Origin of the sequence: Vibrio sp. Sgm 5 (assembly GCF_026241575.1) — a bacterium.
Classification (GTDB): domain Bacteria; phylum Pseudomonadota; class Gammaproteobacteria; order Enterobacterales; family Vibrionaceae; genus Vibrio; species Vibrio jasicida.
In genome coordinates, this window is the sequence record NZ_JAPHPY010000039.1 from 30,839 (window position 1) to 56,173 (window position 25,335).

Annotated in this window: 22 protein-coding genes, 1 tRNA gene and 3 pseudogenes; 17 read left to right on the plus strand and 9 right to left on the minus strand. The window is 43.5% G+C overall.

Annotation, left to right across the window (positions count from 1 at the left end):
• The first annotated feature begins 246 nt into the window (after positions 1 to 246).
• The 4 genes and pseudogenes from OQJ86_RS19100 to OQJ86_RS19115 all read left to right on the plus strand — a co-directional run bounded on the left by OQJ86_RS19100 (position 247) and on the right by OQJ86_RS19115 (position 2,499).
• Positions 247 to 651 carry a globin gene (locus OQJ86_RS19100; RefSeq protein WP_265989253.1) on the plus strand — a complete coding sequence of 135 codons (405 nt, stop codon included), beginning with the start codon at positions 247 to 249 and terminating at the stop codon, positions 649 to 651.
• A 72-nt stretch (positions 652 to 723) separates the two neighbouring features.
• A pseudogene (locus OQJ86_RS19105) lies at positions 724 to 929 on the plus strand (IS5/IS1182 family transposase); the annotation flags it as partial.
• 347 nt (positions 930 to 1,276) lie between these two features.
• Positions 1,277 to 2,143, plus strand: coding sequence for an HNH endonuclease (locus OQJ86_RS19110; RefSeq protein ID WP_265989255.1), 867 nt, complete (start codon positions 1,277 to 1,279; stop codon positions 2,141 to 2,143).
• Entirely contained in the window at positions 2,143 to 2,499 is a 357-nt protein-coding gene (locus tag OQJ86_RS19115; RefSeq protein ID WP_265989257.1) for an SMI1/KNR4 family protein, read from the plus strand. The genes OQJ86_RS19110 and OQJ86_RS19115 overlap by 1 nt, the downstream gene beginning before the upstream one ends.
• A 301-nt stretch (positions 2,500 to 2,800) precedes the next feature.
• On the opposite strand, the gene OQJ86_RS19120 is transcribed toward OQJ86_RS19115, so the two are convergent.
• The 5 genes and pseudogenes from OQJ86_RS19120 to OQJ86_RS19140 all read right to left on the minus strand — a co-directional run bounded on the left by OQJ86_RS19120 (position 2,801) and on the right by OQJ86_RS19140 (position 11,849).
• A complete protein-coding gene (locus tag OQJ86_RS19120) occupies positions 2,801 to 3,592 on the minus strand; it encodes a slipin family protein (protein WP_038868031.1) in 792 nt (263 codons plus the stop codon).
• A gap of 9 nt (positions 3,593 to 3,601) precedes the next feature.
• A complete protein-coding gene (locus tag OQJ86_RS19125) occupies positions 3,602 to 4,969 on the minus strand; it encodes an NfeD family protein (protein WP_265989260.1) in 1,368 nt (455 codons plus the stop codon).
• 420 nt (positions 4,970 to 5,389) lie between these two features.
• A complete protein-coding gene (locus tag OQJ86_RS19130) occupies positions 5,390 to 7,036 on the minus strand; it encodes a response regulator (protein WP_265989262.1) in 1,647 nt (548 codons plus the stop codon).
• Between the two features lie 67 nt (positions 7,037 to 7,103).
• Positions 7,104 to 8,246 (minus strand): EAL domain-containing protein, encoded by a 1,143-nt coding sequence (locus tag OQJ86_RS19135; protein WP_265989264.1) that lies wholly within the window; start codon positions 8,244 to 8,246, stop codon positions 7,104 to 7,106.
• Positions 8,243 to 11,849 (minus strand): annotated as a pseudogene (locus OQJ86_RS19140) (ATP-binding protein). The gene OQJ86_RS19135 and the pseudogene OQJ86_RS19140 overlap by 4 nt, the downstream one beginning before the upstream one ends.
• 259 nt (positions 11,850 to 12,108) lie before the next feature.
• Here OQJ86_RS19140 and OQJ86_RS19145 point away from each other — a divergent pair.
• The 6 genes and pseudogenes from OQJ86_RS19145 to OQJ86_RS19170 all read left to right on the plus strand — a co-directional run bounded on the left by OQJ86_RS19145 (position 12,109) and on the right by OQJ86_RS19170 (position 17,445).
• Positions 12,109 to 13,083 carry a cytochrome-c peroxidase gene (locus OQJ86_RS19145; protein ID WP_265989266.1) on the plus strand — a complete coding sequence of 325 codons (975 nt, stop codon included), beginning with the start codon at positions 12,109 to 12,111 and terminating at the stop codon, positions 13,081 to 13,083.
• Positions 13,084 to 13,432: 349 nt separating this feature from the next.
• Positions 13,433 to 14,062 (plus strand): annotated as a pseudogene (locus tag OQJ86_RS19150) (histidine kinase dimerization/phospho-acceptor domain-containing protein); the annotation flags it as partial.
• A gap of 129 nt (positions 14,063 to 14,191) precedes the next feature.
• Positions 14,192 to 14,803: an OsmC family protein gene (locus tag OQJ86_RS19155; RefSeq protein WP_265989284.1), complete on the plus strand. Its 612-nt coding sequence runs from the start codon at positions 14,192 to 14,194 to the stop codon at positions 14,801 to 14,803.
• Positions 14,804 to 15,056: 253 nt separating this feature from the next.
• Positions 15,057 to 16,067: a DUF2804 domain-containing protein gene (locus tag OQJ86_RS19160; RefSeq protein WP_265989268.1), complete on the plus strand. Its 1,011-nt coding sequence runs from the start codon at positions 15,057 to 15,059 to the stop codon at positions 16,065 to 16,067.
• Positions 16,068 to 16,076: 9 nt separating this feature from the next.
• On the plus strand, positions 16,077 to 16,934 hold the full coding sequence (locus tag OQJ86_RS19165; RefSeq protein WP_039976735.1) for a sterol desaturase family protein: 858 nt from the start codon (positions 16,077 to 16,079) through the stop codon (positions 16,932 to 16,934).
• A 103-nt stretch (positions 16,935 to 17,037) separates the two neighbouring features.
• A complete protein-coding gene (locus tag OQJ86_RS19170; RefSeq protein ID WP_038868011.1) occupies positions 17,038 to 17,445 on the plus strand; it encodes a hypothetical protein in 408 nt (135 codons plus the stop codon).
• A 185-nt stretch (positions 17,446 to 17,630) separates the two neighbouring features.
• On the opposite strand, the gene OQJ86_RS19175 is transcribed toward OQJ86_RS19170, so the two are convergent.
• A tRNA-Gly gene (locus tag OQJ86_RS19175) sits at positions 17,631 to 17,705 on the minus strand.
• A gap of 313 nt (positions 17,706 to 18,018) precedes the next feature.
• Here OQJ86_RS19175 and OQJ86_RS19180 point away from each other — a divergent pair.
• From OQJ86_RS19180 to OQJ86_RS19190, 3 genes are all read left to right on the plus strand, one after another.
• Positions 18,019 to 18,537 carry a DUF4136 domain-containing protein gene (locus tag OQJ86_RS19180; RefSeq protein WP_038868008.1) on the plus strand — a complete coding sequence of 173 codons (519 nt, stop codon included), beginning with the start codon at positions 18,019 to 18,021 and terminating at the stop codon, positions 18,535 to 18,537.
• A 147-nt stretch (positions 18,538 to 18,684) separates the two neighbouring features.
• Positions 18,685 to 19,092, plus strand: a complete 408-nt coding sequence (locus OQJ86_RS19185; RefSeq protein ID WP_080774292.1) for a hypothetical protein — start codon at positions 18,685 to 18,687, stop codon at positions 19,090 to 19,092.
• Between the two features lie 49 nt (positions 19,093 to 19,141).
• Positions 19,142 to 19,819, plus strand: a complete 678-nt coding sequence (locus OQJ86_RS19190; protein ID WP_038868006.1) for a DedA family protein — start codon at positions 19,142 to 19,144, stop codon at positions 19,817 to 19,819.
• An 84-nt stretch (positions 19,820 to 19,903) separates the two neighbouring features.
• Here OQJ86_RS19190 and OQJ86_RS19195 read toward each other — a convergent pair whose 3' ends face one another.
• From OQJ86_RS19195 to OQJ86_RS19205, 3 genes are all read right to left on the minus strand, one after another.
• On the minus strand, positions 19,904 to 20,227 hold the full coding sequence (locus tag OQJ86_RS19195) for a hypothetical protein (RefSeq protein WP_038880731.1): 324 nt from the start codon (positions 20,225 to 20,227) through the stop codon (positions 19,904 to 19,906).
• An 83-nt stretch (positions 20,228 to 20,310) separates the two neighbouring features.
• The gene (locus OQJ86_RS19200) at positions 20,311 to 20,784 is read right to left on the minus strand and encodes a hypothetical protein (RefSeq protein WP_323054543.1); all 474 of its coding nucleotides are present in this window, start codon (positions 20,782 to 20,784) and stop codon (positions 20,311 to 20,313) included.
• Between the two features lie 179 nt (positions 20,785 to 20,963).
• Positions 20,964 to 21,605: a murein L,D-transpeptidase catalytic domain family protein gene (locus OQJ86_RS19205; RefSeq protein ID WP_038868002.1), complete on the minus strand. Its 642-nt coding sequence runs from the start codon at positions 21,603 to 21,605 to the stop codon at positions 20,964 to 20,966.
• A gap of 574 nt (positions 21,606 to 22,179) precedes the next feature.
• On the opposite strand from OQJ86_RS19205, the gene OQJ86_RS19210 reads away from it, so the two are divergent.
• The 4 genes from OQJ86_RS19210 (at position 22,180) to OQJ86_RS19225 (ending at position 25,216) form a co-directional block, all read left to right on the plus strand.
• Complete coding sequence (locus OQJ86_RS19210) at positions 22,180 to 22,623, plus strand: NUDIX hydrolase (RefSeq protein WP_265989277.1); 444 nt, start codon at positions 22,180 to 22,182, stop codon at positions 22,621 to 22,623.
• A gap of 155 nt (positions 22,624 to 22,778) precedes the next feature.
• Positions 22,779 to 23,396, plus strand: a complete 618-nt coding sequence (locus OQJ86_RS19215; protein ID WP_186175474.1) for an NUDIX hydrolase — start codon at positions 22,779 to 22,781, stop codon at positions 23,394 to 23,396.
• 8 nt (positions 23,397 to 23,404) lie between these two features.
• Positions 23,405 to 24,103 (plus strand): aspartate/glutamate racemase family protein, encoded by a 699-nt coding sequence (locus OQJ86_RS19220; protein ID WP_102389424.1) that lies wholly within the window; start codon positions 23,405 to 23,407, stop codon positions 24,101 to 24,103.
• Positions 24,104 to 24,460: 357 nt separating this feature from the next.
• A complete protein-coding gene (locus OQJ86_RS19225) occupies positions 24,461 to 25,216 on the plus strand; it encodes a 5'-methylthioadenosine/adenosylhomocysteine nucleosidase (RefSeq protein WP_009704133.1) in 756 nt (251 codons plus the stop codon).
• The last annotated feature ends 119 nt before the right edge of the window (positions 25,217 to 25,335 follow it).

Here is a 25,335-nt window from a genome sequence, read left to right on the forward strand (position 1 = left end):
TTAGCATCGACAACCATGCGTACCTCGAAAGTGAGTCCATAATATCGACTTTTATCGAATTGATAATACGTGTTTCGTTTAAATCACTTTCTATTTTTTATTGAAAATCGAATTTGAACGTCTAAAAGGCAGGCAGCTATTCCCCGTACGCCGAGGTTCAGAAACAGCAGAAACTACCAACGAGCTTGGTAGGATTATCAAATTACATTCATAATGAAAATAGATGAGTTGGTTGGAGGCTAGGGTATGAACGTAATCGAGGTATTTAACGACAGTTACGAACGCTGCGTAATCCATGAGGACTTCTTTGATTTGTTCTATGAGAACTTTTGGTCGAAAGGTGAAAACTTCAGGCAAAAGTTCGATGGCGTGGACATGAAGAAGCAAATCCGGATGCTTAAAGGTTCTATAGTGTTTGTGATGATGGCGGATACCTCTGTAGATACTCGAGATATGATGCGGAAATACGGGCACAAACATGGGCATAACAATATTGGCGTAGCACCTGAAGACATTGATGTCTGGTTTGAAAGCCTTTTAGAAACCGTGGCTCAGTGTGATTCTGACTTTGATGAAAGGGTCGAGTACGCGTGGCGTCACTGCTTTGAGACAGGTTTAGCGATCATGAAGAAAGAGTGCACCGACGCTTAAGCTCAATCAATGTTATAAGTATCCTTGAAATTGCTTAATACTAGAATTCTTTATTAAGGGTAAGGGTTGTAACAGCATTTAGCGATAGGTTGCCATAAGCGCTACGGTTCTAACAAGAAGTGGAATTAATCGGTATGGTTATCATAAACGCTCACTATCAGAAACAGCTTTGTATTGAGTAAAGTCGTTACTCGGTGGCAAGCTAAGCCTGAGAAATTACAATGCTCAGTTTGGTAGACTATGTAATGATTAAAGCTTACAGGATTTGGTATGCTTGAAACTCAGTGTCTTGTTTAAGAAGTATTCAATATGGGGTAGCCATGTCTTCTCACTGAATTAAACAACAAACCCCCTACGAGAGCGTTGTTTAGATGCAGAGCGATAAATCTGAAGCATCACAGCTTGCGCTGGCTCTTTATGCTTACTTAGAGAAAAGTTTTTATGATCTCTAACGAAATGCACTAGTTCGCTAGAAAATATGTCCTGCATGGAGAGGGTTTGTTTTTAGTCTCCTTTAAAACGTTCTTTCTTGTAGTAAAAATAACGCTTTGCTCTTTAAGGTATCACCAGTATAAAAATGTGGCTATATAATAAGCACTTGGCCTTATAGGAGAAGTGCTTATCTATGGATGGCGATGATATTAAAAAGAAGCACATAGCGACTAGTAGCGGAGGAGGTTACACCTCACTTGTTGAGGGGGAGGTTAGCCCTAAAACACCGACGCTTGGAGAAACTCTTAAACAGCTTGCTGAACGACAGCGTTTAGCACGTAAAGAAGAGCTGACCTACTCAAAAGAAGATGAAGCTCGTTGGGCCGCAAATCGAGAAAGAGTCATTGGCCGCCTAGAAAAAATTGAAGTGCCGAGTTTCGATCTTGATGAGGCATTGGCGAACCCTGAACTGGATGCGGTTAATTCGGTTAAGCTTGACCCTGCCTCAATGCTTGCTGATGATATTGAGGCACTGGCTAAAGAGGGAAAAGAGTTCATCAATAAACCAACATTAGCGGGCGCGGCTTCCATGGCTGTTATCGCAATCCCTGGCAAATTTCTAGACGACTTTGGTGGAAAACTAGTTAGCGAGGCCTTTGAGCGGAATCCTCTCAAGGAGCTAAGGGGAAGAAAAATAATTAATAGTGACTTAGCAGGTCAAGCTGTCCAAACCAAGGGAGGGGTAGTATTTATTGATTATGATGGTTTCCCTGACTTTTCCCCCTACGCAGAAAAGGTCGTACGAGTTGATGGGTTAAGTGGGAAAATGGATCACGATGTCTCTTTAGCAATGCAGAGGTTAGCCCTAGATAGCTATGATAAAAAAAATATGGTTTGGCACCATCATCAAGATGGTAAAACAATGATGCTAGTTCCTCGAAATGTTCACTCGACTGTCAATGGAGGCCTCAATCACTTTGGGGGACGAAATGTATTGAGACACAACGAGGAAAATCCATTAAATAAAGTTATTTATCCGTCACCAGAGGAGAAGTTTTAATGAATTTGTCGAGCAAAGCAGAACGCTCTTTACGTAAGGTTTGGCTATCTCCTAGCTCAGTCTTGGACAAAGAGATAGAAGTTTCTTTGTACGAAAATCTGTCAAAAGAAATCCCGGACGACACATTGCAGATCACTGAAGTAATAGAAGAAAAAAACTTGAAAGAAGTTTATGGGGCGTTTGTTCCTTATATGGACGAGCCAGAAATGGTTCCTTTCCTAGTCAATTATGGGAACGTTGTTACATGCATTGGATTTGGGGAACATAATGATGGTTTTATATACTGTTATGACCCAGATTTTGGGTGTTTTCTTTTAGATAAAGACCTTGAGATGTTTTTGTCCAAATTAGCTTAGAGTGCAGCGAAAAGTCGTTCAACTATGGTGCAGAGGCGGTACGTTAGCCCCTTCATTTATAGAGTAAGTTAGTTCAGGCTGCTCACTGCTCCCCAAGCGACAAATATGCGTCCCTTATACAGAAGTGTAGGGGAGGAGATGCTGAAGAATGCTTACTAATTACATTTGGTGCATCGATATGGTAATTGGTTATGTGCTGAACGTCCACCATATCGAATAGAAACCTGACCACATCTATAAAGGGAGTAGCAAACGGTTTTCTTCTTCCTTTTTCTACTTGCCTCTATAGCGGCTACTAGGCTTACTCTTTCCCTTCTTCCGACTCTCCTTGATTCTTCTTCACTGCTTTGGCGATATCGGAGACCGCTTCGACGAGATTAATCGGCATCGGGAAGATAATGGTCGATGTCTTGTCTGTGGTGATTTCAGTGAGCGTCTGCATGTATCGAAGCTGCAACGCGTTAGGTGCTTTATTTAACATCTCGGCGGCTTCTCTGAGTTTGTTGGAGGCTTCCAACTCACCAGTTGCGTGGATGATCTTCGCACGGCGGTTACGCTCGGCTTCGGCTTGGCGGGCGAGGGCGCGCACCATGCTGTCGTTCAGATCAACGTGTTTCACCTCAACCGTTGCTATCTTGATACCCCAATCGTCAGTTTGCTGGTCGAGGATGGATTGTAGGTCTTTGTTGAGGCGCTCACGTTCAGAAAGCAACTCATCCAGTTCATGCTGACCAAGCACCGAACGCAGCGTTGTCTGCGCAAGTTGGCTGGTGGCATCGCTGTAGCTTTCAATATTGTTGATCGCCATTTGTGGGTCGACAACTCGGAAGTAAACCACGGCGTTGACTCTGACTGATACGTTGTCACGGGTGATTAGATCTTGGGTTGGGACATCTAACACAATGGTACGTAAGTCAACGCGAACCATTTGTTGAATGAAAGGGATTAAGATGATCAAGCCCGGTCCTTTTACTTCTTGGAAGCGACCGAGGAAGAACACCACGCCGCGCTCGTACTCACGCAGCACCTTGAACATTTGCGTTGCCAGTGCAACCAATAAAACAATGATAACGGCAACAGTGTAGAGCATCACAAGCGCCTCCTATTCCTTAGGGCGGTCACTGGGTTTCACGGTTAGGGTCAACCCTTTTATAGTCACCACGGTGACGTGGTCTCCTTGTTTGAGCTGTGCGTCAGCTTTGGCTTGCCACAAAGCACCATCCAGTTGGACAAGCCCAGTTCCATCAACAAAATCATCGCTCACAACAGCGAGTTTGCCCGGGTAGGTTTCTAGCCCAGTGGTGGCTTTTTTACTGCGAATTTTAAGAAGCAAGCCAACGGTAATCACAATTAATCCTGCAGAGAAAACAGCGATACCGAAGATCAGCGGTAGCGCGATTTGGAAGCCGGGGATGTCGCTGTCCATTAGGAAGATTGAGCCGAGAACAAACGCAACGACGCCACCTAAGCCGAGTATGCCAAAGCTCGGGTTAAAGGCTTCAGCAATCATCAGAGCAATACCGAGCAGCAGTAACCCTAAACCAACGTAATTCACTGGCATCATTTGTAGAGCATACATAGCGAGTAATAGGCATATTCCACCGAGCACACCTGGCAAGCCAATGCCGGGGTTGTAAAACTCTAGAAGCAAGCCATAAATACCAATTAGCATCAGGATATAAGCCACGTTGGGGTTGGTGATCACCGCCAACATTTCTGCACGCCAATCTGGGACGCGCTCCACCCAAGTTGGGTTATCTAACGCCAGCTTAAACGGTTTGCCGTTGAGTTTGACTTCGATGCCATTAATCGTTGAAACCAAGTCTTCCGGTGAGTTGGCTATGAAGTCGATGACGTTGAGTTCTAATGCTTCGGTGGCGTCCAAACTAGCCGCCATGCTGACCGCTTTTTCTGCCCACTCGGCATTTCTATCGTGCAATCGCGCTAAGCCTTTGATGTACGCTTTGGCATCATTAATGACTTTCTTTTCCATTGCGGTTTTGGCAGGGACTTCGTCCGAGGCTTTTTCTGTGGATTCCGGTTGTGAATCTGTTGAATCTTTACCTTCGTCTGAAGACGGCTGTTGTGGTGCGCCACCCAAGGCAACGGGAGTCGCGGCTCCTAAGTTAGTGGCTTCTGCCATCGCGGCGACATGACTGGCCAGCAGAATGTAGGTGCCAGCGCTGGCTGCCCGAGAGCCTGATGGACCAACCCAAGTTGCAATGGGTACGGAAGAGGTGGTGATGGCGTGAATGATGTCCCTCATTGAACTATCAAGCCCGCCCGGTGTGTCCATTTTTAGGATGACGAGGTCAACGCCGTTTTGTTGAGCTTCTTCAATCTCTCGCGACAGATAATCGCTCAGGGCAGGACCAATCGCACCTTTTACAGGCAATACCCAAACGGTGTTCGCTAGCGCTTGGCTGGCAAACAAGAGTAGGGGAAGAAGCCACAATCGTATCTGTTTCATACAGCCCTCCTTGTGTTACCACTGGGACTTATTGAAAACACTATTTAAAGTATAGATACGAGTAGACAAGAGAATAGATTTATCCGTCGTCTCCAAATGTATAAGCAAATTTACAAGGGTGAGGCTTAGCAGTGATACACACTTTCTCACGTAATCTGGGTTTTCATGCGTTGTGGTTCGTAAGAAAACCAGTAAACTGCGAAGAATCAACGACACTCAGACAAGAAGATAAGTTGGAAATTATGATGTTAATTGCGATTCGATTGGTGAAGCTTGCCGTTATCTGTGCAGTGTTCTTCACTATCTACGATTTGATTGCGTTCGGTGAGGTGACTTGGATTAACCGTTTCTTCAATCTGTAATCCGAAATGAAAGGGGCATTGCGCCCCTTTTTGCTGTCTAATTTGTCAGTTCTGGCTGTTAAGGTGGTGTGTTCACCACGGACATCTGCTGACATCGATCTTGAGCTAGGAAAAGAAACTTGTCGTAACCGCTTCTTTCTAGTTCTTCGCTAGAGACAAGTTGTTTAACGATGTTATCGCACTTCTTGATTAGGATTTCGACTTGCAGTGCGTTCTTATTGGTTGGCCATGCACGAGTCAGCACCTTGATGATGTTGATACACACAGTACGCAGTAAAGGGCAGTGTGCTTGTAACTCAATCAAGGCATCAATGAGAGATTGATAATCTTGTTCTGCCGCGCGGATCTTTTTGTATTGTTCCTGCATCCACGCCTGTCGCTCAACATTGTCCGCTTCTAATGAGCGGCCAAGCGTAATTTTACTCGACAAAATGGTATCACTAGAATCGGTTTGTAAGTTCTCAAAACACCATGTGATTGCATGAGTAAACTCGGATTCAAAGTTCATTTCATGTAATAGCCACGCGAGATGAAACTGTGCGTAAAAATGCGCGAATGGTTTACGGTGATATAAATCACTGAGCACTTTAAACGCTGCTACATATTGGTTCTCTTCAATCGCGATATGTGCCGCAATCAAATCCAATTCATTTTTTAATGCTTTATTTTTCGGCCCAGACATGACGGATTTGAACAAGTTCTTTGCTTGAGCCAATAAGTCTTCTCTTCCCTCGAGTTTGCGTGCGCAATAAAGAAGGATTCGAATCAGGTTTAACTTTGCGTAGGTATTGTTTCTGTAAGTATCTTTGTTGATTTCCATGTATACATGGTAATGCATTAGAGCAGAATGATAGTCATGCTCAGCTAAGCATAAATTCACGATGACAAGTTCGCGTTCCGAGTTCCCCTCAACCAAACTGCTTGCAAGCTCCAAATGTTTGATCGCAGTTGGCACCTCACGGTTAAGCATTGTGTAGTTTGCTGCACATTCGCGGACTTCAACGTTGTTCGGAGATTCCTCTAACAAGGCGAGTACTATTCTTTTTGCCTCGTCTGCTTCACCCAGCGCAACCATGGTATTTGCCAAGCCAATCTTTGCCCAATTCACGTCTTTACGCTCAATCACTCGTTCGTAAACGTGTTTGGCTTCTTGGTGTAGTTTGAGGCGTGTTAGAAAGTCAGCACGAAACTTCTCAATAATGAAGAAATATTCGGGATTAAATGGTGTTAACTCATCGCAGGCCTCTAACCCTGAGCGAGCATCGTTTTTGAGTTCAGCCTCATAGAGTGCGCGCAAAGTGACTTTACGCTTTATTGCGGCTGAAATACGTTCTCTAAGCGTTATGGAATTAAAAGGTTTGAGCAGGTATTCGTCGGGTTTAAGCTCAATGATGGCACGCACGATAGTGGCAGAGCTCTCACCAGTAACAAGGATAAACACCGTGTCATGGTTCAGCAATTTGAGGTGTTTTAGCTCTTCGAAAAGCTGCTTGCCATTCATACCCCGACCGAAGTTGTAATCACAAATAATGAGATCGATGTGCTCTTTGTGCGCAATCGAAATTGCCCCTCTTGCTAAGCGTGCTGTAAAGATACGTTTATCCGAAAAGCCAAGTTTAGTCAGCATGTTACGAAGAGTAAGGATGACAATAGGCGCATCGTCAACGATCAGGATATTGTATTCAGAGAAAGATTTACTGCTCATTTCTTTATGTAATCGTCTAATGGTTTAAACAAAGCTGCTGGTTCGTCAGCAGCAATGAACAAAGGCGTTATACAAGCTTCTTTAAGGCTTCAAGTGGTATCGCTTTAGAAGCGACAAATCCCTGATACAAGTCCACTCCTAATTGATTCAAGTAGTGCAAGGTATCTTCGTCTTCGACCCCTTCTGCAACCGATTTTAAGCCCAATGACTTCGCCAGTTGAAGGCTTGAAATGGTCAATTGTTGGCTCTTGAAATTGGACAAAGAATTGCTGATAAATTGTCGATCAATTTTGAGCTCGGTGTACGGCAAGACCGCCAACTGACTTAATGATGAATAACCCGTCCCAAAATCATCAATAGCTAAACCAACGCCACGTAAACGTAAATTAGCGAGGTTGGCCAATGAGATCACACCTGAGTCGTAAACTTCATCTTCCGTCAGTTCCAAGGTGATGCGTTCAGGGGCAACGCCATAGTCAGTACATAAAGCAAAAAAGCGTTCACTCATAGGCCCCCTGAGTGATTTCTGGTTCATGTTGACCGATAAATGAATCGCTTTACCCAAATGTGCGATATCACGTAGTGCTTCTTGAAGCACGAGCCAAAATAGACGATCGAGTTCGTTGCGTTGGTTTATTTGATCCAAAAATGCAACAGGGGCAAGCAAGCCATGCACCGGATGATGGCAGCGAACCAAGGCTTCTACACCAACCAGCGTGTTGTCGTCTGTGGTGTATTGAGGTTGGTAATAGTTTTCAAACCAACCGTTATTAAAAGCCTGCTCAATCTCTTCATTATTGAGTTGAATCTGAGGTCGCTTTACTTCCGATTGCTGCATCTGTTTTTGAAATGCAGTTACAATCTCGTGTAACTGTTCAAAAGAGATGGGTTTGGTCATGGCACGCACAAATACGTAATTGGCGGATAAACACATGTTGTAAGTGATCTCGACAATGTCTTTGCTCATCGCACTTAATATCACCACCCCCTTTGGTTTGATTTCCTCAGACAATGTTGAGAGTAAGTTGATACCATTTAAGTCGGGCAGGTCAATATCGCAAATCATTAGGTCAATGTTGCCGCCAGCACACACTTCTGACACCTTTGAACCGCTATGGACTAGGCTCACTTGTCCGTCAACTAAGCGGTTTGCCAAAATCTTTAAATTTGTTGCTTGTAAAATGTCGTCTTCAACAATCAACACGTTCATTTATTGCTCTCACAAAGCGTTAGCCATTGTTTAGTGATGGCTACAATCGAATTCATTTCTTGCAGAAGGGCATGTTTCGCCTGTACCTCCTGCGGTGTGCCAATTAACGTTTCACACTGTTTGGCCAAGTTTTGTAGCGGGTTGAGATTTAATGCTGCCGCCGAGCCTTTAATACGATGCGCTACTGATTTTAAGCTTTCTTTGCCTGATTCAATCAGCTCGATGTCGCTAGATAGTGCATCACAAACCACTTGAGCCATTTCGATACTCTCTTCTTGGTTATAAGCACTTAGCCACGCGCTTCTTGCTTCTTCTGTGATTTCCAATGCCAAATATTGTTCACACAAGTCACGTAGGTCATCCAAGCTATAAGGTTTGAATAATACTTCTTCTATACCAAACTCTCTTGCTCGTTCCACGACATTCCTTGAGTTTTCCGCGGTACAAGCGATGACAGGGATATGTTTCAGCGAGTTGTTTTGTTTGAGTGTTTGAGTTAACTGATAGCCGTCCATTTCTGGCATATGGCAATCAGTGATGATCAAACTGACTGGCGTTTGTTGTGTATCATCGTGAATGGCACAAAGCTGTCGTAACGCTTCTGTACCGCTTTTCGCTACATCACAGGCAACCCCAAGTCGTTCAAACTGTCTTTTGAAAAGTAATCGGTTGATCACATCATCATCAACGACAAAAACTCGTCCCTTCCAGTCTTGTCCTGGCCGCTCTTCAAGGGCGTCGTAAACCATCGAACTCGTGTCCAGCTTTTGGTGAATCAAGTCGGGGTAGATGCTGCTGTAGTTTGAATCAGCTTTGATCTCGTGATGTCGCATTTCAAATTCATCCAAGGTGACTTGCCAACACTCTAGCCATTTCTGAATGTACGCATTTTCAGTGTAAACAGGGCCAAGTCCGGTTAATTCAAGTGCCTCGCTTTTCAGTGGTAGTTGGATATATACCGTTGTTCCAATTTCGGGTTGGCTCTCTACTTCGATATGTCCGGCCATTATCTTGACTAAGCTGTATACGATAGACATACCAAGCCCTGTTCCACCGAAGCGACGACTGACACTTTTGTCTCCTTGAACAAAAGGTTGGAAAAGAGAAGCCAACTGACTGTCATTCATTCCGCAGCCACTGTCGGAAACCGACAACTTCAACGCGTCTTGTTCAATATTTAAACTGACCGTGATGTGGCCCTGTTCAGTGAATTTGACTGCATTGCTTAGCAAGTTGTTCATAATTTGATTGACGCGCAACCAATCAAGCTCAACAAAAGCATACGGGCTTGGCGTCCATTTCACATGGAATGCTAGGTCTTTTTGTTCTACGACTTTTTCAAAGCTGCGCAACAGTGGCCCAAGTTCTTGGTAACTGTTTCCGACTTGAATGTCTAACTGCAACTGGTCTGCATCGATTTTTGAAAAGTCCAAAATATCGTTCACATGCAACTTTAAACGCTCAGCCGATAGCATGGCGTTCCTAAGCAATTCTTTGCTTTCTCGTCGTTTTAACTCGGGTTCTAGGAGCTCCATTAAGCCCAACATTGCTGCAATTGGCGTTCTTAGCTCATGGCTTACGACGGCGAGGAAATGATCTCGTGCTTCAATCGCTTGCATTGCTTTGATGTTTGATTCTTTAAGCGCGCACTGTTTTTGTTTTAACTCAGTAATATCGGTCAAATACCGTCATTTGATATTGCACCCCATCATACGGATGAATTAGGTGTTGGCGACGAACCCTGAAGTGCTGTTTCCCCAATTGAAAAACAGGCGTGCCTGACGCATCTGACAATGGGTATTCCTTGTCTTTTAACTGCTTCAAAAAGTAAGCGCGTTCAGGCTCCGCAATGCTGATGTCTGAATTACAACGATTAAGCATATTAAGGAACGGCTTATTCGCCAGTACCTGTTTATGGTCGTCGTCAGAAATCAAAATCATATTTGGGATATGGTCCAGAACCGAAGACAGCCATTGGTTTTGACGTTGTCGGATTTGGGTCTCATATTCCTTGCGGCGAATCTTTCGCGTGAGTTCGCCAGTTCTGACGATGTAAATGATCGCGGCAAGCAGCAAAACACATGTGCCAACCAGCGCCCAAATCGCTACGATTTCTTTGTCAAAACCGTAATTCACTGTCACCTTGTTATGGCGATCTTTCAATTGCTCCAACTCTGCGTCTGTGGTGATCTTTAAGACGGTATTTAAGACTCGACGCAGAAATTCTGAGTCTTTTCGTAACTCCATGCCTAGTTTTATCTTTAGTTGAATATCGATGGGCGGCGTTGCAGCTTTGAACTTGACCCCTTGTCCTTCATAAAAATGATTGTCGATTAAGTTTTGATTGACGAAGGCGTGCGAAACTTCACCATTTTCGAAGGCTTCCATCAAGTAATCGAAATCACGATACACAGATGAATACTCATAAGAGGAGTAATCTAAAAAGTGCGGATAAAAATTACCTGAGCGGTCCAAAATCGCAACAGCATCACGTGCGTACGAATTGAGTGACTCAATATAGCCGTATTGTAGAAAGCCCAAGGATCTTGTCGTGATAAAGCGCTTCTTGTCGGTTAACGCAATATTACGAGCAGGGAGTAAATCGACGATACGTTCCTCCAACATCAAATCCACATCACGACCGTTAGGTGGAACATACTCAAATTTGATCATGCTCTTTTGCTCCATTAACTTTAGCAAATCATGAACATAGCCTTTAATTTGACCTGTTTCCGGATCTAGATAAGAAAGGGGATAGACATTATCTTGGATCGTGTAACGAACCGTCTGATGACCTTGCTGCTGTTCTAGAATATCGAGCATTAATTCGTTGTGTAGAATATTGATATTGGCTTCGATATGAACCCGGCTGTGTTTAGACTCTTTGGAGTGTGAAATATACTTGGAAACGATCGACATCAACTGTTTAGACTGTTTCGCCGTAAAGATCGTAACTTGTCCGGGCGCCAAAGCGCTATCGTAAACCACTTTTCCGATCAGTTCGCCTTTAGGGTTTTTAAATCCATAAGAGTTTAAGGTCGATAAACCAACCACTGCAGCATCGGCTGCGCCAGTATTCAAAGATGTAGTCATCATCATGGTATTACGAACCGTATGAACGTGTTCGAATCCCAAAGCTTCGATTTGGTCGCAAGCGCTGGAGTCTTTTACACATACCCACTTTAATTCGTGTAGAGGTTTACTCTCTAGTTCGATGTCTCTGAGCCAAACCAAGCGAAGGGTTTGGAAAATCGGGGCAGAATACAAAAAGCGCTCGGCACGTTTTTTAGTTGCGACAAAGCCAACAGTGAGATCGATATCTCCTGCTTCTAGCGCATCGAACAAAGCATTAAGGGTTCGGTAGGGAACGTACTCGGCTTCCACATTCAAATCATGCGTCATGGTTTCTGCATATTCGATGTTGATGCCTTCTTTTGAATCAAGATCGCCCCAATAAGGCAGCCAATCGCCTTCTAAAACGCCGACTTTTATTCGTTGTTGAGTTTCGAGAAACTTCCTGTCTTCCAGAGTAAGGAAATCACTGCCTAATGCACTGAACGATAGGGTAAAAAGTAACATTGCAATCGATGCGTTTTTTTTCACTATTTTTGTGTGTCCGATCACGAAATTCAAACCGAAAGGGGAACGGATAGTATAGGTTTTCACCAAATCCATCCAATCAAGGTTGTTTATCTTGTCGACAACGCACGCTTGATACTGCCTAACAGGTAAGTAAAGGTATTGGGGGTACAAACAATCAATGGGTTATGAGGGCAGGCTCAATATCCCTATCTCTAGTAATGGAAAAAAACGGAAAAGCAACTAAGTTCATATTAAGGGGCTGGGTAAGGATACTCTTAATATGTATAAAAGGCTTACCACTAAAGGGGTGTGTGGATGTTTATTAGCATTAATCAGCGCTTCATTTTATGCGGGCGGGACGTTAGCTAAACAAGACTTACAATTGGTGAAGCCGATTGAGGGAGAGCCGAGTATCGATATGGATTTTGCTCGTGTTGGTTGGCACCTTTTTCGTGATCCAAAGCTCTCTTCTAATGGTCAAATCAGTTGTGAAACTTGTCATGATTTACAAACGAATGGCGCGGAACCTAGTGCGGTTTCAACTGGTGTAAACGGTTTAGGCATTCGCAATTCTATTACTGTATTTAATGCGTCTCTTAATTATCGCTTTTTATGGGACGGTACCGCTAATTCACTCATGGCGCAAATCGATGGGCCGGTATTAAACCCGCTAGAAATGGACTCGAATTGGAAGGACATTGAGCAATACGTGAAAAGTGATTCAACCTACAACGCATTGTTTAAACGGGCGGATGGGCGAGAAATTACCATACGAAACATCAAAGGAGCGATTGTTGAGTTCCTGAAAGCTTTACAAACTCCTAGCTCGCCTTTTGATTCTTATCTACTAGGTTATTCCCATGCCCTTGATGAGCAGGAAATTCGAGGATGGCAAACTTTCCAAGAAGTAGGATGTGTGCAATGCCACCAAGGTAAAAACGTCGGTGGTGCGATGATTCAACGGTTTACTTACTTCCAAACGCCAGATGTTGATTTAGACACAGGACGTCGTTTAAGGACGACTGATGGAGAAGACAAGTTCTATTTCCGTGTTGCGAGCTTGCGAAACGTCGGCCAAACCAGCCCTTATTTCCACAATGGCAAAGTCGACAAACTCTCCGATGCTATTCAGATTATGTCTCAAACTCAGTTAGGCGTGACCATGAATGATGAAAAGGTGGCGGACATCGAAGCGTTTCTCAATGCATTAACCGCCCCAAGACCTTCGATTTTGGAGGTGTTTGAAAATGAGTAAGTTCAGAATACTTAACGTACTACTTTTTGTGATCATTGCCGTCATGATGGTATTAGCGTACATGACTCATGTGAACTCCAAAAATACTCAAGTTCTACATGCTTCTTTGTCTGAGATTGGTCATCACTTAATTGAAGAGCGGGATACGGTCGTTAATCGTTACCAGACCAGCTCAAGGAAGGACTACGAGATTACGCAAAATCTCGTCGAGTTGGAACTTGCCGCGGAGCAATTGGGTGAAGATTTTGAACAATCTATTTGGTTTAATTTCACCTCAACAAAGAACAGAGTCAAAAATATCCTTGTTCAGTTTGATGGAAAAGTGCGTGAGGCCACTCAGACACTGGATATGTTGATAGGGGTTCAGGTCGCCAATCAATATGAACTGCTGGCGCTACACAACATTTATAAGGATCAATTCGGGGCGGATACTCAGGACGTTTGGCTTGAAGAACACTACTTTGACTTTCTTACTAATGCTGCGTTGCAAGGGGACAACCCAGAAAGTCAGAACATATCGTTATTTTTGAATCGTCTACGTCAAAGTGAACGTAAGATTGAGCTGCTGACCAACAAAATATTAGAAGGTCACTATTTTGAATTTGTTGGGTATTCCGAGCATCAACTGTTGGAATTTGTTCAGCGTGAAGCACGTTTGACGTGGTTTCTTGTCTTGCTCTCTATCGTCTTACTCGTGGCGGTGTTTGTGCTGCAAACTCAACACCGTGTGAATAAGCTCAAACATCTCAATGATGATTTAACGGAAGCGACAGATAAAGCGGAACGTGCAGCAAAAGCTAAATCACAATTCTTGGCAACCATGAGTCATGAGTTGAGAACGCCGATGAATGGTGTTTTAGGAATATCTCAGATCATCGCGAGCGAGACTCAAGAGCCTAAGACCAAAGAGCACGTTCAGGTCATTCTTGACTCTGGCCAGCACTTAATGACCATTCTGAATGATATTTTGGACTTTTCCAAAGTAGAAGAGAATAAGCTGGATTTGGAAGAGGCTCCTTTTAATCTGTCGCAAGTTTTAACACCAGTATGCAGTGCAATCCAGCCTCTAATTGAAGAAAAGAACATACAGCTGTTTATTGAAAATGAAGTGCCCGATCAGGTCGAATTTCAAGGTGACTGTGCCCGTATTCGCCAAATCTTATTTAATTTGGCGGGTAATGCGGTGAAGTTTACTCATGACGGACACGTATTGATTCGTTCAGAGCTGGATCAAGAAAGAAGGCGTCTGATGCTCTCTGTGAACGATACGGGCATAGGTATTCCCGCAGACAAGCAAGATCGCATCTTCAGTGACAACCAGTACAGCCGTGCCCATATATGGGAGTTTGATGGAGGATTACAAGTACCCGCGTCTCCCTCTCCTCATGTTGTCCCTTTACCGTTTTCGGTAGAAGAGAATGTTGATCCAGAAGAAGCTTTCATTGCCGCACTTTCGAGTTGCCACATGCTGGTCTTTCTTTCTGTAGCGGCAAAGCGTCGTTATGTTGTGGATGCTTATATCGATGAAGCGGTAGGTGAGCTTGCTGTTGGCGAAAATGGCAAGGAATGGGTTTCCAAAGTGGTGCTTAAACCAAAAGTCGTGTTTTTAGGTGAGAAACAACCAACACGCGAGCAGCTAGAAAAAATGCATCATATGGCACACGAGCATTGTTTTATTGCGAACTCGGTGAAAACGGAAGTGACGACTGAAATCATTTAAAACACTCAATGCCGCGATACTCTCTCGTCATTTCAGTTCAAAATGAAAGAGTGCCGAAATGGCTTTGCTTTTCGTCGCTTTTGATTTAGCTGAAAGCTCTAATAAACGGTATTTTATGCTCGATATGAGTGACTGGTTTCACATTTCAGCTCATTTGAAGCCGAGAACTGAACCAATGTTGTGCAGTGGCGCAAACTGTTTGTTGTTAAATTAATGTTAATATCGAATGGTGTGTCATTGATTAATAGCGAGCATGGATGTGCAAACGCCTTTGAATCCCTTTATTCAAGCGAATGGATTACCTCAATTTGGTCACCTAGACGCGATACCTGAATCGCTACAACTTGATCTCTTCCGATACCTCAATGAAATGGACAGTCCTGCGTCAAGTTGGCGTAAGCGCTTTGATTACAAACAGTTCCAGTTCGTCTCGATCGTGACAGAGAAATACATCATTGGTGTTGCGATTGCCGATATTCGCTATTTGGCATCTGGCTTTTGCTATGTGTTTGACGCAGAAACCCATGAACTGGTGGAGCAGCAGTGGCTAAAGCCGCTCAACATGGGCTATCAAACACAGCCTTCAAGTTGGAACAGTCAAGCCTATCTCGCTAATGATGCCATTCAATTCAAGATTGAAAATGGACTCTGGCACATACAGCTTTCAACAGACCTTATTCAAGCTGACTTGAGGTTAAAACCTGAGTCAGAAAGCTTGCCTTTGATGCTCTGCACGCCAACCGCGTATTCAGGTTGGACCTACACCCAAAAACACAACGTGCTCGCTGTCCAAGGTGAAATGAGTGTGAAAGGGCAACCACAAGATCTAACCAACGCAGTCGCTGGGTATGACTTCTCTGCTGGGTATATGCGGCGGGAAACCAGTTGGCGATGGGCGAGCATTAATCATCACAGTGAAGACAAACGGATAGGGCTGAACTTTGCTGCTGGAGTTAACGAAACCGGGTATTGTGAAAACGTGATTTGGATTGATGGTGAACGGCATTTGATGCCACCTGTACAATTCGATTTTTTTCGCATGCATCAAGAAGCGTCATGGCGAATTACGTCACAAGACCAGCGCGTCGACTTGATCTTCAAACCTAAAAATCAGCGCTCAGAGAAAAAGAATTTCTGGTTTTTGAAGAGTAACTTTCGTCAGTTTGTCGGCTACTTTTCTGGCTATTTGATTGATGGCAATGGCATTAAACACGAACTTGATGAGGTGATGGGACTCACCGAAGATCACTACGCGAAGTGGTAGGAAGAGACGATGGAATGGTCACGAATTACTGAACACCCTGATTTATTATTGATGCTGCTCGCACCGATCTTTCTCCTTTGCATTGCCGCAGAGTATTGGTTTGGACAGCGTGGTGGAAGATTACCTGAGAGTGCCCGATATTACTTACCCGAAGTGGTGTGTAACTTTGTATTGGCTGGGCTTCATCAAGCGACAGATATCTTAACAGGGCTGCTTATCGCCAAGTTGTACTTATGGTGGTTTGGTTGGCGCTTGTTTGATATCGAGATGACGGTTTCTACCTTCCTACTGCTAATGGTCTTGCAAGACTTTTTCTATTACTGGTTCCACCGAGCAAGCCATCGTATCCGTTGGATGTGGGCGGCACATGTGGTGCATCACAGTTCAGAGCGCATGAACTTCAGTACCGCATTTCGTCAAAGCCTGATGTACCCATTGGCCGGCATGTGGTTGTTTTGGGTGCCACTGGTCATTATTGGTTTTGATCCTAAGTGGGTAGTGTTTGTTGTTCTGCTTAATCTCGGTCTGCAATTCTTTGTTCATACCCAGTCGATTCGTTCTCTTGGTCCTTTAGAATGGGTCTTCAATACGCCATCTCATCACCGTGTTCATCATGGTGTGAATCGTCAATATATCGATAAAAATTACGCTGGCGTGCTGATCATCTGGGATCGCATGTTTGGTACATTCGAGCCAGAAGTTGAAACGGTTCGTTATGGCATCTCAAAACCTGTTAACAGCTTTAATCCTATTACCGTGACGTTTGCGGAATGGAAAGACATGTTCAAAGAAGTGACTCGTCCTAATTTATCTTGGCGTCAGCGCTGGCGGTGTTTGTTTGCGCCTCCGTCTGACACCCTGGAATAGCCGTTTCTTATGATTAACTAAACGCCATACCATTTATTCTTGACAGTATTCGGTAATGTTGTTTTAATGCGTACGGTGTTTTGTAAGATTTAAGGAACGGACGGTGACATTTAATCGAGTTTTCTCAATTGTAACGATGACCGCCGCTATGCTCGGCTCTGGGTACACATACGCAGCAACTGCTTTTAGTGCCGATCAGCTGTGTAAAGCAGGGTTAGCACTGGCGATAGATAAGCAGCCCCGCGGGATTAAAACGGCGGGAACGTCAGGTCATCGTATTTTGCTGGCTTTGAAAAATGGTAAAAATGATTGGGATTACCGCTGCACGGTAAATCGTCAAAATCGTACGTTAAAGATTGACGCTAAAGACTTGAAGCGAAATGACAAATACCTCGCTCAAGCAATACGTTATCGCGTCAATGAAGGGAAGCGATCGGTCGAAGTCACCATGAAGAAACGCGCTGGTGGCGGGCTGAAAAACGACACGTTCACGACACTTCAGTTGGATTAACCCCAAAGATATGGGGAACATTATAACGAAGACACGCCCCTGTATTTTGCAGGGGCTTTTTTATGCCTGCAGTTTTAGGTAGCAAATACAAGAGAGCGATTACAGCCGCAGCATGATAGCAGTGAAGTACGAATTTAAAGGATAGTTTTGGAAATCTGAGAAAAAGACTAGCTTAAGGGAAAGCTTGGAGCGGGCAGCGGGAATCGAACCCGCATCATCAGCTTGGAAGGCTGAGGTAATAGCCATTATACGATGCCCGCGCATCGATAGGACAGTTCCAATATGCCACATTAACGACAAAAGAAAAGTCTTTTTTGATCAATTGGTTGCTCAATGCGTAAATAACTCTCAAATTGCCTATAAAGCGTTCGATTTGTTGCTTTTACAGTCGTGGCGGAGCGCTCTTCTTAAACTCAATCGGGCAGAATTTTCGTCTGTTCTCGCTTTCTATTGTTTCTCGAATTTGAACACTTGGCAATCATGGTCAAGACTAAATGTTGAAATGATTCAATTTTTTCCCAGTTGCAATAAATGAAGGCCGATAAATACGGCAAAATAGAGAGGAGAATGAGTATGTGGAAAGGTTTATTGGCGGCGTCTTTCGTGTTTATGATAACGGCCTGTACAACCGTGACGACCGACGTCGATAAACAAGCGGATTTTTCATCCTACAAAACGTTTGATTTTGGAGAACAATCAGAGGCTCCAACAAGCCTAGATGCTCGTCGTATTGAGCAAGGTCTTGCTTCTCAATTGGAAGCGAAAGGGCTATCACAAGTAAAAAATGGTGGTGACCTTTATGTGCACCACGACATCATCAAAGAATCGGAGCTCGTTTCTTCTGGTTCCTCTTTCAGTGTGGGTTACGGCTGGAACAGTTTTGGCGTTGTAACCTCAAGTCCTGAGCGTTACAAAGAAAAGAAGTATGGCAAGTTAGTGGTGGAGTTAGTCGATACCAAAGCGAATCAAGTGGTATGGAAAGGGGTATCAAGCCGTAAACTTACGGAGTCGATGAGCACTGAAAAACGTGAAGAATTGATTTCGGAAGAAGTGACAAAAATGTTTGAAAATTACCCGTATGGTAAAGATTAAGCGACTATTAAATAAAGGTTAAATGGACATCAAATTGCCCTAGCAAAGGTTTGCAAAACTCTCTTTTTATTATCGATTGAGAATTTAGATTGCAAATTGGCACGCATGGAGTTAAAACAGCGTATCGTTGTGGTTTAGGTGAATTCTGTGCGTGCTTACCTAGTCTGTGTGTTAGGGCTTTTTGTTGCGCTGATGGCTTTTGAATTGAGTCAGGAACAACCGTCACCAAAACTTTCCCATGCGATTGCTTTTACTTCTTCTCTTACCAAAGGCGAAGCCCATCTTGAGGAAGTCCCTTTCTCTCCAAGGCGCAAAGTTACGGCAAGTTTACTCAGCCGCAATGCATTGCGAGTTAATCATTCTAATTCGACCACAGATAATGATGAGCTCGATGTATTGCCCGCGCGTTGGTTAACGGTATCGACAGAGTCTACGAATCGTTTTCTTTCGGCCTTTGTTTCCCCAATCCTACGAACTATTTATCCTCGTTCAAAGTATCGAATTGGAGGTCGGCAAGAATCGAACCTGATTTACCGCTTCATGCATGCGAGGTAGTGCCTAATCGTCTGTTTTCGCAAATTCGTTATGATGTTTAGGAGTATTTATGTTTGATTCAATTGTTCAGGTGTTACTTGCGCTTTGGCACCAAGATTTCACGGCTTTAATGGCCCCAGGCAGTGCAGGGCTGATTTACTTTGTTGTTGCAGCACTTATTTTCTTAGAAAGTGGCTTTATTCCAGCCGCTCCATTTCCATGTGATAGCGTGGTGGTTTTGTCCGGCACGTTAGCTGCGGTAGGTGTGTTAGATCCTGTCGTCATTATGCTAGTGATTGTTGTGAGTGCGGCAATGGGCAGTTGGGCGGCCTACCTGCAAGGAAAGTGGTTAAATCGCTTGCCGAAAGTACAGGGGTGGGTGAATGCTGTGCCAGCGAAACGTTTGGAACAAGTTGACGTGCTCTTAGGCAAACACGGATTGATTGCACTGTTTTGTGCACGTTTTATTCCTGTAGTTCGCTCTTTACTTCCATTGATGATGGGGCTTCGCGTGAATCGCGTGAGTAAATTCCATTACTTTGCATGGCTGAGTGCCATCTTGTGGACGTTGTTACTATGTGGTTTGGGGTTGCTGTTGCCATTACTACCAGAAAAGCTCAACAAGATTGTGACGATGGGATTAATGGCTGCTCCTGTGATTACATTGACCATCGCTATCATGAGTTTTGTGTTGGTAAAAGTTCGCAAGGCTTGGAGCAAATCAAAAACAACTCCACAACTGCCATAATTGTTCTGGTAAGAAATTTGAAAAGCAAAAAAGGCGCTATCACAGCGCCTTTTCTGTATTTACATTGCTTGCAACGAGCGCGAATCAGTAACCGATATTGTAAAGGTATTCGCCTGCTTCCTTACACTCAGTTTTGTAGAACTGTTCCATCTTTGTTTCATCCATGCCTTGTGCTTTAAACTCAGTTTCAGCAGAAGACAGTTGGCTAAAGGTATAACCGCGCTCAGCCATGAGATAGTGTCTAAACATCGCTCTATGCTCTGGCACGGCATTACGAGCATTCGAAGCGTTCGCACATTCTAGAAGCGCTTCATTAGTCATTTGTTCTGGTTTTGATGTCTCACTTGCTGATGTTGTGAATGAAGCAAGTGCTAAAGCCATAGCGGCGGTGATTGCGAATCTTTTCATTGTAAGGATCTCGAGTTAATTCAATGGATAGATGAGATCATCCTTGGCTAACACTGACGCATTCCTTCTTTAAGTCAGTGAAGTCAAAAGGCGAGCATAGATTCGCGGCCGTGTTTGAAAACGTACAACAAGTTTGCTTGTTTCCACCCTGATAGGTGAAAAGGAAGTTTGCCGTCTAAAGCATTATCATCTGGGAGAGGCGTTGCTTTTAATGCGATAGCCAACAACGGCGGAGACAAAAACGCGACGAGTAAGTGGTAGTCAGGTTTGATCTTTAATGGCAACTCACCGTCATCGCCCGAATTTCTTCGACAAGGCAATAGCCCAAGAAAATCACGTTTTAAAAAGCGAAAGTAACCGTCTTTCCCCCAGGAACTATCGCTATGCTTTTCAAGAAAAGGAGCTTTTAGCGATGCGTGATCTTGCTGACTGAGCTTAGCGAGTTTTTGTGATGTATTGAAATTCTGAGTCGAAATATCATGTGCGTGTGCGGCAACCATTTGCCCTGAGAATAGAGCAAGTGACAATAACAGCATAAGACGAAATAGATGACGCAAAACGAACCCTACAACCTCACCAAAACGAAACCTAATGGACCTAGTGCTACTGGTAAAGAGGACCGCACGAGGTCAATGATTGCGTATACTAACCAGATGCTGAGAAGATGAACAGTTTTTTATGACCAATAAAAAAGGGAGCGAATCCGCTCCCTTTCTTGAAGGTAGATAAACAACGACTAAGCACTTGCGTAAATGACGCTGCCGCCTTTAATGGTATCGATGATTTTGCGTGAGAGTTTCTGTGGCAGGGCTGGACATCCCCAACTGCGGCCAAGGTACCCATTCTTTTGGATAAAAGAAGGGTTCGCATAGTCTGCGCCATGAACCACAATGTAGCGCTCACGTGCTTTATCGTTCACGCCTGATGTCAATCCGTCAAGACGAAGTGAGTAACCGTTAGAGCCATAATAAGTCGTGTCAGTTAAGAATGTACCCAAAGACGTCTTACGAGAGTTTACGACGTTCGAAAACTTGGTTGCTGTTTTCTTACCGCTGTTCACTCCATGAGAGACATAGGTGTTGAAGATCAGCTTCATTTTATCTAAGTCGACCACATAAAAGCGCTTTTCAGTAGATGGTTTACTGTAGTCGATAATAGTAAGAAGCGATTTCTTACGATCTGGGGTTTTCTTGTAAGCCAAAAATGCATCATTGAATAATTTGTAATCAATGACTCCGCTTAGATTGGCCTGCTTATAGGCTTTTTCAACCAGTTGTTGAGTGGCTTTGGTTTCTGTTTTTGTGCCAGAGTGATGAGCAAAGGCAAATGGCGAAACAGAGAGCGATGTCCATATCAATAATAAAAATAGCTTTTTCATTTGTACTAAATAAAACTCTTGGTGTAGCAAATTCAGCGATTGCGTCTTGCAGTCGTTAATACAGCATGCACATCAATTTAATTCTATTCTCAACGTTTCCTATTATGCGTAGTGACACGTATTACCGAACCATTTTTGGTATTTGGTAGAGTTCCGCCAACTAACTCGCTGATATTAATCAACATTGAGAGGTTAATCGATGACTTTAAAAATCTTCAAGACAAATACTAGCCGATTTAGGTAATTAATAAAACTGTGTTTACCATGATTTACTAAGCAGCGGTGCTAATAAAACGTCGTTTAATTATAAATGAAATAAAAATACCGTTTGAATTCAATGTATTTATTTCATACTTAGCATTGTGCAAAAATTTTTTAGACTGTGATCCTAGTCGTAACAAATCATTACCCAACTACAGACAATTGATAGATTAAGCGAATACTTAACTCCGTATATTCAACTATACGTGCAGGTAGGTTGTTGTATGTGGTCAATTTATTGAGTATTGCTGTTCACATCATCGGAATGATTTATGTTAGTTTGCTAAAAAACGGTTATCAAAGGACGATGAAGATGGAAGTTCATGAGTGTGTCTCATTTATCTTAGTTAAGGGCGAACAAGTGTTGCTGGAAACTAGAGCAAAGGATAAGGAATCTGACCCTGGGGCAATAGCTATACCCGGCGGCCATATGGAGTTAAACGAAACCCAACAACAAACATTGTTTAGAGAATTGCAAGAAGAACTCAACATCAAGCCACTTCAATTTGGTTATTTATGTTCTTTATATCACCCAACTACAGAACTGCAATTGATTCACTATTATGTGGTGACCAATTGGCAAGGTAATATTCAGAGCTTCGAAGCGGAATCTGTTAACTGGTATCCAATAATAAATGCACCAGTCTCGACGGAAGTCGATCGCGTCGCATTAAGTGAATATCTTCGATTAAATGCAGCGCTAAGAACGATGTTTAATAAATTAAGTTCCATAAATAATATTTGTGACGAGCAATAATATTTTTGATTGAATTGTAAATATCGAAAATATTCGAATTATCTTGTAAACAAAATATAGTGGATAAATAATTTGCGAAAACTTGATCAAAAATAAACTTTGCTTTCAGTTGGTTATGCTAGTTTCTGCAAAGGTAAGTTGAAAAAGGGATGTGTATGTCGAAGTGGTTAGATTGGGCAAAGCAACTACAAGCAATTGCTCAAGCAGGGGAAGCATACAGTAAAGATGCTTACGATCTAGAACGATTCAAAATGGTCGAAGACATCGCTCATCAGATGTTTGCTGACATCAGCGATAAGTCCGTTGCCGATATTCAAAACTTATTTATCCCTGAAACGGGCTATCCAACACCCAAAGTCGACCTACGTGCTGGGGTGATAAAAGACGGCAAGATACTTCTCGTAAAAGAGCGCGAAGACGGAGGGTGGACATTACCTGGTGGTTGGGCTGATGTTTGTGAAACTCCGAGTAGTGGGGTGGTACGCGAAGTGTTGGAGGAGTCTGGTCTTGTGGTTGCGAACCCAAAACTGATTGCGATTCGAGACAGAGCGATGCATGACTATCAGCCGCCTTATCCATTCCACATTTATAAGATGTTCTTTTTGTGTGAATACGTTTCTGGTGAACCTAAAGAGAACATTGAAGTTTCGGAAATCGATTTCTTCGCGCAGCATAAGATTCCACCACTTTCACAAAGCCGAGTTTTACCAAGAGATATTGAAATGGTCTTTGATGCTTTTTACAGTGAAGATTTTCAAGTACACGTCGATTAAGGAAGAAAATGAAAACGATAGGCCTAATTGGTGGTATGTCATGGGAGTCTACCGCGAACTATTACCAAATCATTAACCGTGAAGTGAAAGCGTGTCTAGGTGGGTTACATTCAGGAAAAGTCTGTTTGTACAGTGTCGATTTCGCCGAAATTGAAACACTTCAACATCAAGGTCGATGGGACGACACGGCTACGATTCTCTCGCAAGCAGCAAAATCGGTGGAAGCAGGCGGTGCGGACTTCATTCTGATTTGTACTAATACCATGCATAAAGTCGCGGACCAAATTCAGCAAGCTGTCAATGTACCGCTTGTTCATATTGCAGATGCGACCGCTGAGAATCTGGTGGCGGATGGCATTAAGAAGGTTGGTTTGCTTGGTACGCGTTTTACCATGGAGCAAGACTTTTATAAGCAGCGACTCATCGATAAATTTGGTGTTGATGTTGTCGTTCCAAGTTCAGATGACCAAACGATTGTTCATGAGGTTATCTATAACGAGCTGTGCAAAGGAGAAGTGCGTGAGGATTCTCGTCAACAGTATCTCGCTATTATCGATAAGTTAGTTGAAGAGGGCGCTGAAGCGGTCATTCTTGGTTGTACTGAGATTGCGATGTTAGTTGAACCTCAACACACAGACGTTAAGCTTTACGATACAACAGAGATTCACGCTAAGGCCGCGGTAGAAGCTGCGCTGAATGAAGCGTAATTTTCTACAGAATTGATCGACAGGATTAAATTGCTCAGGGAAGAGTTATGAATTATCGATGCGGACAATGTCGCCAGTTTACGAGACAGAAGAGCAGCGCTGATGTTTGCGGTGCTTGGGGTCATCCAACGGATGCGAACCGTGCAGCTTGCGATTATTTTAAGCCAACGATTCGGGTTAAAGATCGTGTGGTTTCTCCTTTAAAAAGTCAAAATGGCTAAGTCGTTCTCGTTAATTGAGAATTTCTTAATCAATCAGTATTAGTTGATTGATGCAAACGATTGCTACCTTGGGAATGTATTGTATAATTTGCGTCGCGTCACATTTTGGTGGCGCGTATTACATTTCAGGATTCCCATGTTGAAGAAATCTCTTGCTCTAATGCTTGCTGCGTACTCACTTCCTTCGGTTGCAGGTTCGACCATCGGTATTGTCGGTGCGATGGATGTCGAAGTTGAAGCGCTATTGCCAAAAATCCAAAACCAACAAGTAAAGAAAATTGGTAGCCATCGCTTTTACACGGGGGAGTTAGAGGGCAAAACCGTTGTCGTGACGAAATCTGGCGTAGGTAAGGTCAATGCAGCAATGACTACCACACTTCTGATTGAGTCTTTCGGCGTTGACCAACTGATCTTCACGGGCATTGCTGGTGCTAGCGACCCTAAATTGGACCCGTTAGATGTCGTGGTCTCTACGCGTTTGGTTCAGCATGATGTCGATCTAACCGCATTCAATATGCCGAAAGGTCTACTGCCTGATTACGAAGAGCGTTACTTTTACGCAGATAAAACACTGCAAAAATACGCATTTGATGCAGCCGTTGATACGCTTGGCAAAGAGAGTGTTTACCGTGGCGTTATCGCATCTGGTGACCAGTTCATTGCAAGCAAAGTAAAAGTGACGGGTATCTACCAAGAATACAACGCCATGGCTGTGGAAATGGAAGGCGCAGCGTTAGGTCAAGTAGCAGATGCGTTCAAAGTACCTTACGTCGTTATCCGTACGATTTCAGACAAAGCGGATGGTTCGGCAGATGTTGTCTACTCGGATCTTAAAAAGGCAACTGCGGACAATTCTGCCAACATTACGCTAAACATGCTTAAGCGAATGTAGTGTTCTACTTCTTATCTAAAAACTAAAAAAGCAGCACTTGATGTGCTAATGCCGATCAGTTAAGAAATTAATAGACTGATCAATTGAACGATCCCACCAGTGTGTAAAAATCCGATAGA